The sequence below is a fragment of the Aequorivita todarodis genome, assembly GCF_028561335.1.
Lineage (GTDB): Bacteria > Bacteroidota > Bacteroidia > Flavobacteriales > Flavobacteriaceae > Aequorivita > Aequorivita todarodis.
This window is the reverse complement of the sequence record NZ_JAQQTG010000046.1, coordinates 25,282-41,358: the sequence shown is the minus strand read 5'-3', so window position 1 is coordinate 41,358 and position 16,077 is coordinate 25,282. Positions and strand designations below refer to the sequence as shown.

Here is a 16,077-nt window from a genome sequence, read left to right as displayed (position 1 = left end):
GTTTTTTTATACCTATACTCTTTTAAGGGGTGGCGAGCAAAGATTTATTCTTGCTGTGAAGAATCTTATTGTGCATCTGCTCTTTTTTGCTTTTCAGATTATAGCCAGCTACTTCATTATCGGTTTTTTTTACCGCCTGTGTGGTTGAACAGGAAGCGAACAAAACCGTAAAAACTAAAAAACAAGCTATAAAAAAAATCTGTTTCATCTTGAAATACCAATGATTTTATAGGTCAAAAGTACTTCGGAAGCAATGCGCCCACAAAAGTTTTAGTTAAAGGTATCGGTAAACTCGTTGAAATGCAATTTTCAAAAAAAGCAGTCGTTAAAGTGTTTAAAATCCACGATTTACAACATCTTGGGGTTTTTTTAAAAGCCCGTTTTTTCTACAAAGTAGAAGTTCGCACTTGCATCCCTAACGTTTTCGCTTTCGATTTTGAACATACGCCTCCACGGCTTCTTTGGTCGTGAACCAATTTCTTCCTTCCTTATGGGCGTCGATCTTTCCCTGGCGTGCCAATAAACTGATGTATTCCTGGCCATAGGGCAGATCGGCTTCCTTTACCAAATTCGAAATTTCGGTATATTCCGTATCATTTCCCGGAATTGCCGATAGGTAAATATTCAGGGTACGCTCCAACGCCTGTGCCATCAAAAGACTAAGTTTTTGGTAGTTTCCGTTGTTTGCACTATTGAGGCCGTCATAATATTTTGCGCGATCGTTCTTCAAAATAATGGCTGGCGGAAAACCTTCTTTCATAAGCAAAAGGTTCATTGCCAAGCGCACCGTACGCCCGTTGCCGTCAAAAAAGGGATGTATCCAGACAAACTTGTGGTGGAATACCGTAGCCAACTCAATACTATTCAAACCTAAAGGATTTTCATTCACGAAATCGATAAGCTCATCAAATAAGGAAGATACCTTCTGTGCATTGGGCGGTGTAAAATTGGCCCCCGCAATCCGGACTCCTGCGTTTCTAAATCTTCCGGCAAAGTCGTCTTCAATATTCCGCAGTACAAGGGCGTGCAGGGAGAGAATATCTTTGCTCGAAATATTACTTTTTTTATCCACTAATTCATAAAGAAGTTTTAATGCAGTTTCGTGGTTAACGGCCTCAAAATGCTCCCGAAGCGATTTGCCCGAAATGGTAACGCCTTCCTGCAGAATCATTTGGGTCTCGCGCAGACTCAATGTATTTCCTTCAATGCTATTGCTGTTGTAGGTCCATTCTACGGAAAGTGCTTCCGTTATTTTTTGCACAGCTCCGCCTGATAAAGGACGGTTTTGTTCAAGCTGTTCCTTTTTCCCAAATAGCCTATCAAAAGTGGGCTGCAATTGTTCCCTATATGCCACGTCTATGTTCCACATGCCACAAAGGTACGAAATTATCGGATAACTTTAAAAACTACGCTATCCGATATTAGTAGTTTTAACGGTTAAGGGTAAGCAATTCCTCCAGAAAGTGCCGTGTATTGGAAAGTCTGGGCACTTTGTGCTGCCCGCCCAGTTTGTTTTTTTCCTTTAACCAATCATAAAAAAGGCGTTCCCGGGCGTGATGGATTTTTGGTGCGTTTAAAGTAGTGTTGTTGAAACGTTTTGCTTCATAATCGCTATTCACTTCCTGTAAGGCCGAGTCCAAAAGTTGGGTAAATGAATTGAGATCATCGGGAGGCGATTTGAATTCGATAATCCATTCGTGCGCCCCTTTTTCCTTTCCATTCATAAAAATGGGGGCGGCGGTATAATCCACGATTTCTGCATTGGTAAGTTGTGAGGCCTTTCGAAGTGCGGCTTCGGCGTTTTCAATAATTAATTCTTCGCCAAAAACATTGATGTGGTGTTTTGTTCTTCCCGTAACTTTTATCCGGTATGGGTCTGTTGAGGTAAAGCGAACGGTATCGCCAATTTTATAGCGCCACAGGCCCGCATTGGTAGTTATAACCACAGCATAGTTTTTCCCTTCCTCAACCTCGCTTAACGGAATCACTTTTTCTTCGGAACTGCCATAGTTTTCCATTGGGATGAATTCATAAAAAATGCCATAGTCCAGCATCAACAACAATTCCTTGTTTTCGTTTCTATCCTGAATGGCAAAAAACCCTTCCGAAGCATTGTAGATTTCATAATATCTAAAAGTGTCTTTCGGCAACAATTTGTTGTATTGGTCAATATAGGGGTCGAAGTTTACGCCGCCGTGAAAATACACTTCCAGATTTGGCCAAACTTCAAAAAGATTATTTTTTCCTGTGGTTTCCATCACTTGGTTCAGCAAAACGAGCATCCATGAGGGCACACCGGCAAGACTCGTTACATTTTCTTTAATGGTTTCGTTTACAATGGCCTGCATCTTGTTTTCCCAGTCGCCCATCAGCGAGACTTCGTTGCTGGGCGTACTGCTGAATTCGGCCCAAAAAGGCATATTGTCTATTAAAATTGCGGAAAGATCACCAAAGACGGTCCCGTTTTCCTCGTAAAGTTGTTTGCTGCCCCCGAGGCGTAAACTCTTCCCCAGGAACAATTGCGCATCCGGATTGTTATTGAGGTACATGCACAACAAATCCTTACTGGCCGCATAGTGGCAGTCTTCCAAGGAATCGTTGGTTACGGGTATAAACTTGCTTTTGGAGTTTGTGGTGCCACTGGATTTTGCAAACCATTTTATGGGCGTGGGCCAAAAAATATTTGCTTCCCCTTTGCGCGCCCGTTCAATTCTCGGCTCGTTTTCTTCGTAGGTTGTTATGGGAATTCGTTCTGCAAAATCGCGATACGTTCGGATACTTCCAAAATCATACTGCCGCCCAATCTCTGTGTTTTTTGCTTTTTGAAGTAAATTGAAAAGTAGTTCTTCCTGAACCTCAATAGGGTACTTCAGAAAAAGGTCTATCTGATGGAACCGTTTCTTTAAAAACCAAGAAGCAATGGAATTTACAATGGGGATTGGCATATTTTTCTGCTATCTTTATGCTATAAAAATAACTATTTTATAATTACGACCTGCCAGCCGAAAGGCAGGTTTTCAACTTTTTTTAAAATGATAATTTTACGGCGCCCCCTCCAAAAAGTTTTTGGCTTAATAAATTTTGAATAAATGAATTACGAAGGAGTACTTACCAAAATGCAGACTGAAAACGGCTCGCCCATTCAGTATTACCTTGTTTTTGAAAACGATTTTTTGAACGTGAACCAGTTGCTGGACAAAAAAATTGCCATCAGTTTTCTGCACTATCAGTGTTTAAATTGTGGTCTTCAGAAGAAAATTTACCGTCAGGGATTTTGTTATGATTGCTTTTACGAAATTCCCCAAGCCGCAGATTGGATCATGAATCCTGAACTGAGCAAGGCGCATTTGGGAATCGAGGATCGCGATCTTGCCTATGAGGAAAAAGTACAGATACAGCCGCACGTTGTTTATCTCGCGAACAGTAGTAGCGTAAAAGTGGGCGTTACCCGCAAAAGCCAGATTCCCACCCGATGGATTGACCAAGGTGCGCACGAGGCTATTGAAATTGTGGAAGTGCCAAACCGATACCTTGCCGGAATTACCGAAGTTGCACTGAAAGATCACGTGAGCGATAAAACCAATTGGCGCACGATGCTTAAAAACGATATTAAGGATGAAAATTTGGTAGAATGGCGAAACAAGCTGAAACAGTTCATTCCCGGGGAAGCCAGTGAATATTATTTAGAAAATAATTCAGAAACCAATCTGCAATTCCCGGTTTTGAAATATCCCGAAAAGCCAAAATCGCTAAACCTTGAAAAAACTCCCTTTTATGAAGGAATTTTAAAAGGAATAAAGGGACAATACCTTATTTTTGACGACGACACCGTGTTCAACATTCGTGGAAACGAAGGATATGTGGTTTCAATAGTTGTAAACTAAAACAAAGGAATTCCATCAAACCACTATCAAATATATACCTCTCCTTGGGAAGCAATATGGGCAACCGCTTTGAGTATCTTCAAAAAGCGGTTGACAGCTTGTTTGAAAAAATTGGGACTGTCGTAAAAATTTCTTCAATATACGAAACCCCGGCAATGGGTTTTGAGGGCGATGCTTTTTTGAATTGTGCCGTATGGCTGCAGACCGATCTGAAACCTTCCAAAGTTTTAAAGACGATTTTGGAAATTGAAAAAACAATGGGACGCGAGCGAAATGCTTCAAAAACCTATACTTCGCGACCGATCGATATCGATATTATTTTTATTGACGGTGAAATTCTACAGACCGAAAATTTGACCGTTCCCCATCCCGAAATGGAAAAACGCAAATTTGTGCTGCAGCCTTTGGCAGAATTGAATTCCCAACTGGTCCATCCTGTTTCGCAAAAGAATATCATTAAACTTTTGGCCGAAACAGATGACGTTAGTGTGCTGGAGAAACAATCCAAATGGCTTACCAATCCGATGAAGGAGAATAACATTTCGCAATACAATTACATCGCCATTGAAGGTAATATCGGGGCCGGGAAAACGAGTTTGGCAACAAAAATCGCGAATGACTTTAACGCAAAACTGATTCTTGAAAGATTTAAGGACAACCCGTTTCTTCCAAAATTCTACGAAGATGCCGCACGTTACGCTTTTCCTTTGGAAATGTCTTTTTTGGCAGATCGCTATCAACAATTGGTGGACGATATTACGCAGTTCGATCTTTTTAAGGAATCGGTAATTGCAGATTATGACGTAAACAAATCGTTGATTTTTGCAAGTATCACGCTCCCAGCGGAGGAATATGCGCTTTACAAAAAACTTTTTCAGGTGATGCACAAGGAGCTTCCAAAACCTGATGTCTATATTTATTTGTACCAAAATACGGAACGTCTTTTGGAAAACATCAAAAAGCGGGGCCGCAAATATGAGCAGAGCATTCGGGCTGAATATCTACAAAAATTGAACACGAGCTATTTGGAATTCATCAAAAACCAACATTCCGAAAGCATAAAGATCATCGACATTTCCGAAATGGATTTTTTGAGGAACCGAGCGGATTATTTAAGAATTTTGAAGGAAATAGTTTCCTGAAAAAGTCACAGTGGCCAGTCGCATTTTGCAGTTTTTTTACTAAAAACTGAAAACTACAACTGCCTACTTAATTTGATTACCTTTGCAAAAAATACGAAATGAGCGCACAAGACAATTACGATAGCGGAAGAGGTTCCAATAAGCCCGGAAAAAATGCACGAAAGAAAAGTATGGCTCGTGGCAATGCTCCTTTAAAATCTGAGAGCCCAAAGAAAAATACCGGAAGACAGCAGGATCCAGCGAAACCAAAGTTGAAATTCGATAAAACGGGCAAAGAAATAGGACGAAGAGAAAAACCCGTAAAAGAAGTTAAAAAAAGCAATCCCGAAGACGGCATTCGCCTAAATAAATACATTGGGAATAGTGGGGTATGCTCCCGCCGAGAGGCTGATACCTTTATAGCCACCGGCTTAGTTACGGTTAATGGGAAGGTTGTAAATGAAATGGGCTATAAAGTTAAAATGACGGACGATGTGCGTTTTGACGGCCGTCGCCTAAATCCGGAGCCAAATACCTATATTTTACTGAACAAACCCAAAGGTTTTGCAACCACTGACAGCAACGCCAAAGGGATGACCGTGATGGATTTGGTCGCAAACGCCACCACTGCAAAGATAAAGCCTTTCGGCCGTTTGGGCAGAAATGCAACAGGTTTGCTGCTCTTTACCAATGATGATGAGTTTGTGCAAAAATTCACCAAAAAAGGAATTCCAAGATTGTTTCATATTGAGCTTGATAAAAACCTTAAATCTGAGCACCTTAAAAAAATAAAGGATGGTTTTACAATTGAAGGCAAAGAAATTTCGGTGGAACAAATAAGCTATGTGGATAATTCGCCAAAAAGTGAAATAGGCCTAAAGATAAAACACACCGGAAACAGCATTATAAGAACCATTTTTGAACATTTGGGATACGATGTGGTTCGCGTAGATTGTGTTACGCTCGGCCCGCTGACCAAAAAAGATTTGCCACGTGGCCGTTGGAGAACCCTTACCGATAAGGAACTCAATATGTTCAGCATGCTTTAAGGAAAGATGAAATTTAGCTGTGTTTCCTTAATTATTGATTTTTTTTTGCACATTTGTACTGTAAATATTTAAAGAATACTATATTTTAAAATGGTTGGTTTTTGAAAAATTTCAAAAGCATAGATTCTAAATGAACAACGCATTTTTATTTCCAATGGCTGCAATTCGGCAGGTTTCGGGCAAAAGTTTCATCATAAACACGTTGCCTATTCGCATTTAAACTCCAAGTTAATTTTTTGTTATACGCTCCCTTTTTTGTGGAATACGCAACAAGAATTTTTAATTTACACTTTTCAACGAAAACAAAAGGATGAACACCAAATACATAGATTTAATTAACCAGACGTATTATTTTCCGCAGGAAGAATTCCGTCTTGGCGACAATGGGTTGGAATTTCACGGCGTTGACTTAATGGCACTTGTGGAGCAATACGGCGCACCGCTTAAATTTACCTACCTTCCAAAAATTTCGGAAAACATAAATTTGGCAAAAAAGTGGTTTGCGGAGGCTATTGAAAAGAACAATTACAAAGGCACCTACAACTACTGCTATTGCACAAAAAGTTCGCATTTCAAACACGTTTTGAATGAAGCGCTTAAAAACGATATTCATATTGAAACCTCTTCGGCTTTTGATATTGATATAGTAGAAAGGTTGAAAAAAACCGGAAAGGTAACCGATAAAACCTATGTAATTTGCAATGGTTTTAAACGCGAGCGCTACATTGAAAATATAGCGCGATTAATAAACGATGGCCACGAAAATTGCATCCCAATTATAGATAATTACGAAGAGATTGAACTGCTATCGGATAGTATTGACAATCACTTCAACGTAGGGATCCGTATCGCTTCGGAAGAAGAACCAAAATTCGAATTCTATACATCCAGATTGGGCATTGGCTACAAAAACATCATTCCTTTTTACGAAGAACAGATAAAAAACAACGAGCGTGTAGATTTAAAAATGCTGCACTTCTTCATCAACACGGGCATTCGCGACACGGCGTATTACTGGAACGAATTGGTAAAATGTTTAAAGGTTTATGTTCGGTTAAAAAAAATCTGCCCTTCCTTGGATAGCTTGAATATCGGCGGGGGTTTCCCCATAAAAAATTCGTTGGCTTTTGAGTATGATTATCAATATATGATCAACGAAATTTTAAACCAAATAAACATTACTTGTGCCGAAGCCGAGGTGCCGGTGCCGCATATTTTTACGGAATTCGGCAGTTTTACCGTGGGCGAGAGCGGTGGCGCCATCTACGAAATACTGTACCAAAAACAACAGAACGACCGCGAGAAGTGGAATATGATAAATTCTTCATTTATCACAACCTTGCCGGACACTTGGGCCATCAGCAAACGTTTCATTATGCTCGCCATAAACCGTTGGAACGATGAATATGAAAGGGTACTGTTGGGTGGTCTGACCTGCGACAGCGATGATTATTACAACAGCGAACAAAACATGGCGGCCATTTACCTGCCAAAATTCAGAAAGGAAAAACCTTTGTATATTGGCTTTTTCAACACGGGAGCCTATCAAGAAACCATTGGGGGCTTCGGAGGGTTACAGCACTGTTTGATTCCTTCCCCAAAGCACATTTTGATTGACAGAGACAAAAACAATAAAATAACGACCAAACTTTTTTCAGAACAACAAACAAGCGAGCAATTGCTAAACATTTTAGGTTATGAGCATTAAGACGTACGCCGGAATCCCGCAAAAACATGCGGCTCTTGAAACATCAAAAATTGTATTGATCCCAGTTCCATACGATGGAACCAGCACTTGGCAAAAAGGTGCCGACAAAGGCCCAGAGGCGTTTTTGGACGCTTCGGAAAACATGGAACTCTATGATATTGAAACCCAAACTGAAGTGTACAAACAGGGGGTGTATTTAGCAGATGCAATTACGGAAAATTCCTCTCCGGAAGCGGTAGTTTCAGAAGTGCACAAAATCACAAAAGATTATATAAAGCGAAATAAGTTCGTAACCATTTTTGGTGGCGAGCACAGCATTTCCATCGGTACAATTAGAGCTTTCAACGAGTGTTTTGACAACCTAACCGTGCTTCATATAGATGCCCACGCCGATTTGCGCAAAGAGTATCACGGTAGCAAATGCAACCACGCTTGCGCTGTTTATGAGGCCGGCCAGACCACAAACCTTGTGCAAGTAGGCATCCGCAGTATGGACGTTGCTGAAACTACTGTTATGGATGAAGAAAAAGTTTTCTTTGCGCACGATATGGCTAAGGATGAATACTGGATGGACAAAGTAATTGAAGCTTTGGGCGAAAACGTTTTCATCACTTTTGACCTTGATGCGTTCGACCCTTCAATCTTGCCATCAACCGGAACTCCGGAGCCGGGCGGGCTTTTTTGGTATGAAACCCTTGATTTCCTAAAGCAGGTTTTTGAAGAAAGAAATGTGGTAGGGTTTGATATTGTAGAGCTTTGTCCAAATCCGGAAGAAAGAGCCTCCGATTTTGTAGCTGCAAAACTTTACTACAAAATGTTGACGTACAAATTCGCCGGAACCGACGAAGAAGAAGAATACGAAAGTAATTTTAACGAAACCAAGAAAGGCGTTTCAAAATTTAATACAGAAGAAGATGAGTACTAGCAAAGGATCTATTTCCCAGTTTATTGAAAAATATTATTTACATTTTAACGCAGCCGCCCTCGTGGATGCCGCAAAAGGCTATGAAGCACAGTTGAACCAAGGTTCAAAAATGCTCGTTTCCCTTGCCGGCGCTATGAGTACTGCGGAATTGGGAAAGATTTTTGCCGAAATGATCCGTCAGGATAAAGTGCATATCATCTCTTGCACGGGCGCAAACCTTGAGGAAGATATTATGAATCTTGTGGCGCACAGCCATTACGAGCGCGTGCCGCATTACCGCGATTTAACGCCGCAGGACGAGTGGGATTTGCTTGAGAGGGGAATGAACCGCGTAACGGATACGTGTATCCCCGAAGAAGAAGCCTTCCGAAGAATCCAAAAGCACATCGTGAAGCTATGGAAAGAAGCCGAGGCAAAGGGGGAGCGCTATCTTCCGCACGAATATATGTATAAACTTCTTTTGAGTGGCGTGATGGAAGAACATTACGAAATAGACTTAAAGGATTCGTGGATGTACGCCGCCGCCGAAAAGAATCTACCTATTATCTGCCCAGGTTGGGAAGATAGCACCATGGGGAATATCTTTGCCAGCTACGTTTTGAAAGGCGAATTGAAAGCTTCCACAATGAAAAGCGGCATTGAGTATATGACCTTTCTTGCCGATTGGTACACTGAGAATTCAAAAAAGGGAATTGGTTTCTTCCAAATTGGCGGGGGAATAGCCGGAGATTTCCCAATCTGTGTGGTCCCAATGCTTTATCAGGATATGGAGCGTACGGATACTCCGTTTTGGAGTTATTTTTGCCAAATCAGTGATTCCACTACAAGTTTTGGAAGTTATTCGGGCGCCGTTCCCAATGAAAAGATTACGTGGGGCAAATTGGATATGGATACTCCTAAATTTATCATAGAGAGTGATGCCACCATTGTGGCACCGTTAATTTTTGCGTATTTGCTTGATATGTAAAAAATTGCGTTAAAATGTTTTTCTAACCCGGACAAATGTCGTAAATTTGGAGACAAATGTATTTGTTATGGGCTATGATGAGCAAAATATCGCTATTAATGAAGTAAATGAAACTTTAAGCGTTTATGTAAAAAACATTGGCAATTTATCGCGGAAAATTTCTTTTGCAGATTTTTTTCGTGATAAAATGCTCATTGTTCAAGCAATTAGAAGAGGGCTCCCTTATAAAATATTCCATCAAATAAAAGCTTTTACGCCATTTACCGATGGAGATTGGGCCTCTTATTTAGATCTTTCCACAAAAACCTTGCAGCGGTATCGCGATGATAAAGATTTTCATTTTAAGTCTATCCATACCGAAAAGATTTTTGAGCTGGCGGAGGTTACCAATTTTGGAATCGAAGTTTTTGGCTCTTCGGAAAAATTCTATAGGTGGTTAAATTCGCCTTCCTTTGCACTTAATGGCTATAAACCCGGTGAGCTTTTAAAAGATTCCTATGGCAAGGAAATGGTCATGGCAGAGCTTAACCGTATAGAGCATGGCATTTTTGCATAATGAGGGTTTTCAGGCTATCCAGAAAAAAATATGCCAGTGACTTGAGCGGAAAGGGAGCGGCCATGTTTGGCAACCGATGGAACTCGAAGGGTATTGAGATGCTTTATACTTCTGAAAGTAGGGCCTTGGCAATGGCTGAAGTAATTGTGCATTTAAGCTTAGCTTCGTTGCCGGATGATTATGTGATGATTGAGATTGAGATTCCGGAAGCTGTTGCATCGGAAGTTATAGAACCGGACTGCTTGGAAACCAATTGGAACGCAAACCCGCCAATATCGAGCACACAGCTTATTGGTGATGGCTTTATTCTTTCAAAAAAAAATTGTGTTCTCAAAGTGCCTTCTGCCGTGGTAAAGGGCGATTTCAATTATTTGCTTAACCCGAATCACAGGGATATTAAAAAGATTAAAATCATTGAGATTACCGACTTTCCTTTTGACGCGAGAATTTTTAACTAAAAACTTACATCCAAAAAATATATGGATCCACAAAAAATAGATAATATCGAACTGAAGTTTTTGACCCTCAAAGACTACGAAGCATTGAAGAATGCAACAATACAGTCCTATGGAGGTATGCCAAATAGCTATTGGAAGATCAACGAGATTGGAAACTTAATAGATATCTTTCCCGAGGGACAAGTAGTAATTATGGCCGATGGCGAAATTGCCGGTTGCGCGCTTTCCATAATTGTAGATTTTGATGAATTGGGTGAAAAACATACCTATCAAGACATTACGGACGATCCTACTTTTAAGATTCACGACCCTGAAGGTGATGTACTATATGGAATTGACGTTTTCATCCGTCCGGATTTTCGTGGCCTGCGTTTGGGAAGAAGATTGTATGATTACAGAAAGGAACTCTGTGAAAACTTAAATTTGAAAAGCATCGTTTTCGGTGGAAGAATGCCGAATTATCACTTGCATGCGGATAAACTTTCCCCAAAACAATATATTGAAAAAGTAAAGCGCAAACAGATTGACGATCCCGTTTTAAACTTTCAAATCTCAAACGATTTTCACCCTGTGCGTGTCTTGAAAGGCTATTTGGAAGGTGATAAAGCGTCAGGTGAGTTTGCGGTTTTAATGGAATGGGACAATATTTATTACACCAAACCCGAAAAAAAACCAAAGCCTTCTGCAGTAAAGAGTGTAGTGCGCCTCGGGCTTATTCAATGGCAAATGCGGAGTTATGCGGGTATGGAAGATTTAATGCACCAAGCTGAATATTTTATTGACTGTGTTGCTGGGTATCGTTGCGATTTTGCCATGTTTCCCGAATTCTTCAATGCCCCGCTTATGGCAGAATACAACCATATGAGCGAACCGGACGCCATACGGGAGCTGGCGCAGCACACCAAGGAAATTACAGAAAGGCTTTCCCAGCTTTCCATTTCATACAATATAAATATTATTACGGGCAGCATGCCCGAAATTGTTCGTGGAAAATTATACAATGTGGGTTATCTATGCCGCCGCGACGGAAGTGTGGAGCGCTACGAAAAGATTCATGTTACGCCCGACGAGGAACGTGTTTGGGGAATGGTGAACGGAAATTCATTAAAAACTTTTGATACCGACTGTGGAAAAATAGGTGTTTTGATATGTTACGATTCAGAATTTCCAGAACTTTCAAGACTGCTTTCAGATGAAGGGATGGATATTCTTTTTGTTCCATTTTTAACCGACACCCAAAACGGCTATTCGCGCGTACGGCTTTGCGCCCAAGCCAGGGCTATTGAAAACGAATGTTATGTTGCAATTGCCGGAAGTGTCGGCAACCTGCCAAAGGTGCATAATATGGACATACAGTACGCCCAAAGCGGGGTATTTACTCCTTGCGATTTCTCTTTCCCCAACAATGGAATTAAGGCTGAAGCAACCCCAAACACCGAAATGATTTTGGTGGCCGATGTGGATATCGACCTACTGCGTGAACTGCATACCTTCGGAGCAGTTCGGAATTTAAAGGATAGACGGAAAGATTTTTATAGATTGGAACGAGTAAAAAAATAAAAGCAAATTACTAACCAGCAAGGCTTTGAAAACCTTGTAGGTTTCAATTATATAGGAAGGAAAATCTCCCAAAAAGAGGAAATTAAGTGCATAGAATAACCTGGCAAGATTTAACTTGTCCTTAAATGGCAATTGTCAAAATAGTAGATAGAAAGTGGGTTATTTTTCTTTATTGGACTTTATCCGCAAATCAAAAACAAAGTCCTTTATTTCCAATAATTTAAAACGGGAGTTTTCGGCAAGTGGATTTAAAACATAATTAAATTCCTGTGGGATTATTATGGAAGGAATCTTTAGGATGGCGTGATTTTGCTTTAGCAATTTTGTACCAAAATCCTTGGTAGATTTTGGTACTGGTGTCTCGCGCCAATTTCCTGGCAAATCTTCTTCTTTCAAGGTATGTATCTGGTTGTCATCAATTTCAAAGACGCATAGGCTTAAGGCACGCGGAATAAAATCAATATTTATGTTAACGGCATATTCCAAAACAGACAGAGCACGACTTTCGGACATATAGATGCAAGGCGAATCAACATGGTTCCACCTTCCACCAAAAAGCTTTGAACCGGTTCCGTTTAAATCTTGGGCATACTGTGTTTTGGTTACTCGATAAACTTTCATACTTAAGAATAAACGCCGTAGGCAATACGGCCGATAAGGTTACGAATTTCCTCGCGCCCAAATTGATTGTCCATAAGATTAAAAGGTTCAGCCCCTGAAAGTGCTTGATTGGGAGTGAACATCCATTTATTGAAATTGTTTTTGTCTTCAAAAACTTCATAGCCAAAGGAATAGATTTCAGCCACGGCGATAATGCCTTCGCTTATGTGATCGCTGAATTTTTGCTCTCCTTTTTTATTGATAAGCGTGGCACGAGTAACTGATAATGCTAGGGCCAAAGCATCATAGTCCAGCGAAGTTTCTTCCTTTAGCTTGGTCAAATAGGTTTTGGTAACACCACCCCTAACAATCTGCATTTTTTGATAAGCGGTCATATCTACTAAGGGAATGGCAAGATTTCCGTCGTAAAAATTTGTAGGAGCCTCTTGGGCATAATTGAGTTTATCGGTGGGTTTATATGACTTTTTCATGCGAGTATTATTTTAAACTTCAAACGGTATAAAATTACATTTTTTTCTTTGTTCCACCAAATCTATTCCTTCTTAATTTTCCGCTTTTTTATAAATTAATTGAAATCGGATGGAGGTTCGCTATTGAATTTGGTAAGCCAACCCGTTCTTTCAGTTATTTTAAATACTATTAGATGGCTCTATCTTATTCTTGTTCGCAAAAGGATCTTTGGAATTGCAAATTTCCCAAACCGCAACACCAATTACCACCATATATTCCAAAGCCACCAACCAAAGATTTTCATCAAAACCATCTTTTCCGTAGGCCGAATAGCTTAATATTACTATAAAACTCCAAACAATCGGGAATTTATATTTCGTAAAGACCGAAAGCAAAAGAGGAGTGGCAATATACCAAGGATGCACCGTGGTTGACAGTAGAAAGTAAATTGAAACCGCAAAAAGCATCGCGGTTATCAATTGTTGGGGCGTTTTATTTTTTCTGAAAAAAGCAATCGCCAAAACAATAAGGAAGACTAAAATAGGAAGAATTTTTCCCGCGGTTCCTATAATATTCCAGCCCACAACCTGAAACCCAATCCATCGGATTATATAATAAACACTTGCGTTAAACTCAAAATTCTGAAACCAAAGTGCAATGGTTGCTGAGAAGTTATGAATAAATTCGGAAGAAAGAAAAGGTAGAAAAGTGAGTATTATCGTAAGTCCAATAATTATATAAAATCCAATTAGCTTTTTAATCGAAACCCAAAACGTTTCTACAACCTTTGGGGTTCTATTAATAGTGAAATATTTTAAAAACAAAGGCAAAAGCAATAACGGAAGTAATTTCACAGAAACAGAAATCCCTATCAAAACCGCCGCCCAAAACCACTTTCCCTTAAACAATAAATACATTCCCCAAATAAAAAAGAAAAGCATTACCCCTTCAAAATGGAGGTTTCCGGTAAGTTCGATTATAATAAATGGATTCAGAAAATACCAAAAAACGTTTTTAACGGGAAGGTCCAATTTTTTTAAAAGTTTCTTTCCGAAGAAAAGAATACCGATATCTGCCAAAATAAGCAGCGTACGAAGAACGATTACGGAGCCCAAAATACTTTTTCCCGCAAACAGCGCGGCAATGGCAAAAAACAATTGATTAACAGGAGGGTAATTACTGAAGTGACTTGCATTTAGGGCGTCCATTCCCTCAATTAATTGTTGTGATTGCTCAATCGTCACTCCGAGCGCAGTCGAGGAGCTGGGGGTGAAAAAATAAGGACTCACGCCCTTCAAAAGCAACCGCCCATCCCACAAAAACCGATAAAAATCCTGCGAAAGATTTGGAGTAGCACCAATAAAAACCAATCGAAATACAACCCCTAAAACGGCTAAAAACCAAAAATTGAGCTTAAATTTTTCAATCAATAGATAGGCAAGAAAAAATAAGGCTGAATAAAGCGAGATGAGTTTTGCAAAATCACTTCGTTCTAAATCATACGTAAAACTGGCATAAAAAGCGATGGAAATAATCGCAAAGAGCAATGGAATTTTATATAGTTTTATGAAATTCAAAACCAACTATTTAAGCATTAAATCAAAAATCTATAATCGTCAATCGGTAATCAATTCAGTCCTGCCATTCTGCAATAAACAGGTTGGTATCGTGCCCGCCGCCGTTATTTCTGTTTGAAGAAAATGCCAATTTTTTTCCATCGTTGGAAAATACAGGGAAAGCATCAAAGGTTCTGCCGTGGGTAACGCGCTCCAGATTCTTTCCATCAATATCAATCAAATATAGATTGAAAGGAAATCCCCGTTCCGCCTCAAAATTGCTGGAAAACAATATTTTTTCCCCTGAAGGGTGGAAGAACGGTGCCCAATTGGCATTGCCCAAATGCGTCAATTGACGCAGTTCGCTGCCGTCTGCATTACAGATAAAAAGCTCCATTTCCGTAGGTTGTACCAAACCTTGGGCGAGCAAATCCTTGTATTCCTTTATTTCCGCTTCGGTTTTTGGGCGGGAAGCACGGAAAATCAATTTTGAACCGTCGGGTGAAAAGAATGCGCCGCCGTCATAGCCCAATTCGTTAGTAATCTGCTTTACGTTCTTTCCGTCAATATCCATGGTGTAAAGCTCTAAATCGCCACTGCGCATGGAGGTAAAAACAATCTTATCGCCTTTGGGCGAAACGGTGGCCTCGGCATCGTAACCAGGTTCATTGGTTAGTTGGGCTGTGATGTTTCCCTCCAAATCAGCAACGAAAATATCGAAGCTGTCATACACCGGCCATACATATTTTCCTTCCCTTTTCAGTGGAACTTCGGGACAGTTTTCGTCTTTTAAATGCGTGCTCCCGTAGAGGATGTGTTTGCCGTCCGGCATAAAATAACTGCAAGTGGTGCGGCCTTTTCCGGTGCTTACCATCGGCGGCTTTTGGTCTTTAAATGTTTCGTCGGCCTGCATCAAAAACATTTGGTCGCAGCTCACGCCCCAATTTTTATAGTTGCTCTGGAAAACCAGCATGCTGTCGTCAAAACTCCAATAGGCCTCGGCGTTATCGCCGCCAAAAGTTACTTGCCGGATGTTTTTGAAGTGTTTTTCCTCGGGGTAAATTAAAGTATCCTTTGTTTGTGGGTCGAGAACCGCCTTTGCCGTTTTTGTGGTTTCTGTACTTGATTCTTTTGAAGTTTCCTTCACTTCATTTTTACAACCCGCAAAAACGGAAACAATGATTAGCGTATAGAATAATTTCATTTTAATGTACTTTTGCAC

16 protein-coding genes are annotated in these 16,077 nt (G+C 40.3%); 9 read left to right on the top strand and 7 right to left on the bottom strand.

Features of this window, described 5'->3' with window-relative positions; translation table 11 throughout:
* Positions 1-22: 22 nt before the first annotated feature.
* From POV26_RS12560 to POV26_RS12550, 3 genes are all read right to left on the bottom strand, one after another.
* Complete coding sequence (locus tag POV26_RS12560; RefSeq protein ID WP_272856821.1) at positions 23-208, bottom strand: hypothetical protein; 186 nt, start codon at positions 206-208, stop codon at positions 23-25.
* Positions 209-415: 207 nt separating this feature from the next.
* Positions 416-1,369 (bottom strand): Fic family protein, encoded by a 954-nt coding sequence (locus POV26_RS12555; protein WP_272856820.1) that lies wholly within the window; start codon positions 1,367-1,369, stop codon positions 416-418.
* A 61-nt stretch (positions 1,370-1,430) separates the two neighbouring features.
* Positions 1,431-2,945 (bottom strand): GH3 auxin-responsive promoter family protein, encoded by a 1,515-nt coding sequence (locus POV26_RS12550; RefSeq protein ID WP_272856819.1) that lies wholly within the window; start codon positions 2,943-2,945, stop codon positions 1,431-1,433.
* 144 nt (positions 2,946-3,089) lie between these two features.
* Between POV26_RS12550 and POV26_RS12545 the strand changes: the two genes are divergently transcribed.
* The 9 genes from POV26_RS12545 (at position 3,090) to POV26_RS12505 (ending at position 12,228) form a co-directional block, all read left to right on the top strand.
* On the top strand, positions 3,090-3,884 hold the full coding sequence (locus POV26_RS12545) for a DUF2797 domain-containing protein (protein ID WP_272856818.1): 795 nt from the start codon (positions 3,090-3,092) through the stop codon (positions 3,882-3,884).
* Positions 3,885-3,898: 14 nt separating this feature from the next.
* Positions 3,899-5,026: a 2-amino-4-hydroxy-6-hydroxymethyldihydropteridine diphosphokinase gene (folK, locus tag POV26_RS12540; RefSeq protein WP_272856842.1), complete on the top strand. Its 1,128-nt coding sequence runs from the start codon at positions 3,899-3,901 to the stop codon at positions 5,024-5,026.
* Between the two features lie 98 nt (positions 5,027-5,124).
* Complete coding sequence (locus POV26_RS12535; protein ID WP_272856817.1) at positions 5,125-6,054, top strand: pseudouridine synthase; 930 nt, start codon at positions 5,125-5,127, stop codon at positions 6,052-6,054.
* 310 nt (positions 6,055-6,364) lie between these two features.
* Positions 6,365-7,762: an arginine decarboxylase gene (locus POV26_RS12530; RefSeq protein ID WP_272856816.1), complete on the top strand. Its 1,398-nt coding sequence runs from the start codon at positions 6,365-6,367 to the stop codon at positions 7,760-7,762.
* Positions 7,752-8,687: an agmatinase gene (speB, locus tag POV26_RS12525; RefSeq protein ID WP_272856815.1), complete on the top strand. Its 936-nt coding sequence runs from the start codon at positions 7,752-7,754 to the stop codon at positions 8,685-8,687. Before POV26_RS12530 ends, speB begins: the two co-directional genes overlap by 11 nt.
* On the top strand, positions 8,677-9,654 hold the full coding sequence (locus tag POV26_RS12520) for a deoxyhypusine synthase family protein (RefSeq protein WP_045079040.1): 978 nt from the start codon (positions 8,677-8,679) through the stop codon (positions 9,652-9,654). Before speB ends, POV26_RS12520 begins: the two co-directional genes overlap by 11 nt.
* Before the next feature lie 46 nt (positions 9,655-9,700).
* Positions 9,701-10,210, top strand: a complete 510-nt coding sequence (gene parS / locus POV26_RS12515) for a type II RES/Xre toxin-antitoxin system antitoxin (protein WP_272856814.1) — start codon at positions 9,701-9,703, stop codon at positions 10,208-10,210.
* Positions 10,210-10,668 (top strand): RES family NAD+ phosphorylase, encoded by a 459-nt coding sequence (locus tag POV26_RS12510; protein WP_272856813.1) that lies wholly within the window; start codon positions 10,210-10,212, stop codon positions 10,666-10,668. The genes parS and POV26_RS12510 overlap by 1 nt, the downstream gene beginning before the upstream one ends.
* Positions 10,669-10,689: 21 nt before the next feature.
* Positions 10,690-12,228: a bifunctional GNAT family N-acetyltransferase/carbon-nitrogen hydrolase family protein gene (locus POV26_RS12505; RefSeq protein WP_272856812.1), complete on the top strand. Its 1,539-nt coding sequence runs from the start codon at positions 10,690-10,692 to the stop codon at positions 12,226-12,228.
* A gap of 159 nt (positions 12,229-12,387) precedes the next feature.
* Here POV26_RS12505 and POV26_RS12500 read toward each other — a convergent pair whose 3' ends face one another.
* From POV26_RS12500 to POV26_RS12485, 4 genes are all read right to left on the bottom strand, one after another.
* Positions 12,388-12,849 carry an RES family NAD+ phosphorylase gene (locus POV26_RS12500; RefSeq protein ID WP_272856811.1) on the bottom strand — a complete coding sequence of 154 codons (462 nt, stop codon included), beginning with the start codon at positions 12,847-12,849 and terminating at the stop codon, positions 12,388-12,390.
* A 2-nt stretch (positions 12,850-12,851) separates the two neighbouring features.
* Entirely contained in the window at positions 12,852-13,319 is a 468-nt protein-coding gene (locus POV26_RS12495) for an MbcA/ParS/Xre antitoxin family protein (RefSeq protein WP_272856810.1), read from the bottom strand.
* 159 nt (positions 13,320-13,478) lie between these two features.
* A complete protein-coding gene (locus POV26_RS12490) occupies positions 13,479-14,876 on the bottom strand; it encodes an MptA/MptB family glycosyltransferase (protein WP_272856809.1) in 1,398 nt (465 codons plus the stop codon).
* A gap of 55 nt (positions 14,877-14,931) precedes the next feature.
* A complete protein-coding gene (locus tag POV26_RS12485; RefSeq protein WP_272856808.1) occupies positions 14,932-16,059 on the bottom strand; it encodes a TolB family protein in 1,128 nt (375 codons plus the stop codon).
* Positions 16,060-16,077: the final 18 nt, after the last annotated feature.

Coding starts and splice junctions, on each gene's coding strand:
- POV26_RS12520 (WP_045079040.1), top strand. CDS start 8,677: ATGAGTACTAGCAAAGGATCTATTTCCCAGTTTATTGAAAAATATTAT.
- POV26_RS12505 (WP_272856812.1), top strand. CDS start 10,690: ATGGATCCACAAAAAATAGATAATATCGAACTGAAGTTTTTGACCCTC.
- POV26_RS12555 (WP_272856820.1), bottom strand. CDS start 1,369: ATGTGGAACATAGACGTGGCATATAGGGAACAATTGCAGCCCACTTTT.
- speB (WP_272856815.1), top strand. CDS start 7,752: ATGAGCATTAAGACGTACGCCGGAATCCCGCAAAAACATGCGGCTCTT.
- POV26_RS12550 (WP_272856819.1), bottom strand. CDS start 2,945: ATGCCAATCCCCATTGTAAATTCCATTGCTTCTTGGTTTTTAAAGAAA.
- POV26_RS12530 (WP_272856816.1), top strand. CDS start 6,365: ATGAACACCAAATACATAGATTTAATTAACCAGACGTATTATTTTCCG.
- POV26_RS12535 (WP_272856817.1), top strand. CDS start 5,125: ATGAGCGCACAAGACAATTACGATAGCGGAAGAGGTTCCAATAAGCCC.
- POV26_RS12545 (WP_272856818.1), top strand. CDS start 3,090: ATGAATTACGAAGGAGTACTTACCAAAATGCAGACTGAAAACGGCTCG.
- POV26_RS12560 (WP_272856821.1), bottom strand. CDS start 208: ATGAAACAGATTTTTTTTATAGCTTGTTTTTTAGTTTTTACGGTTTTG.
- POV26_RS12485 (WP_272856808.1), bottom strand. CDS start 16,059: ATGAAATTATTCTATACGCTAATCATTGTTTCCGTTTTTGCGGGTTGT.
- POV26_RS12495 (WP_272856810.1), bottom strand. CDS start 13,319: ATGAAAAAGTCATATAAACCCACCGATAAACTCAATTATGCCCAAGAG.
- POV26_RS12510 (WP_272856813.1), top strand. CDS start 10,210: ATGAGGGTTTTCAGGCTATCCAGAAAAAAATATGCCAGTGACTTGAGC.
- POV26_RS12500 (WP_272856811.1), bottom strand. CDS start 12,849: ATGAAAGTTTATCGAGTAACCAAAACACAGTATGCCCAAGATTTAAAC.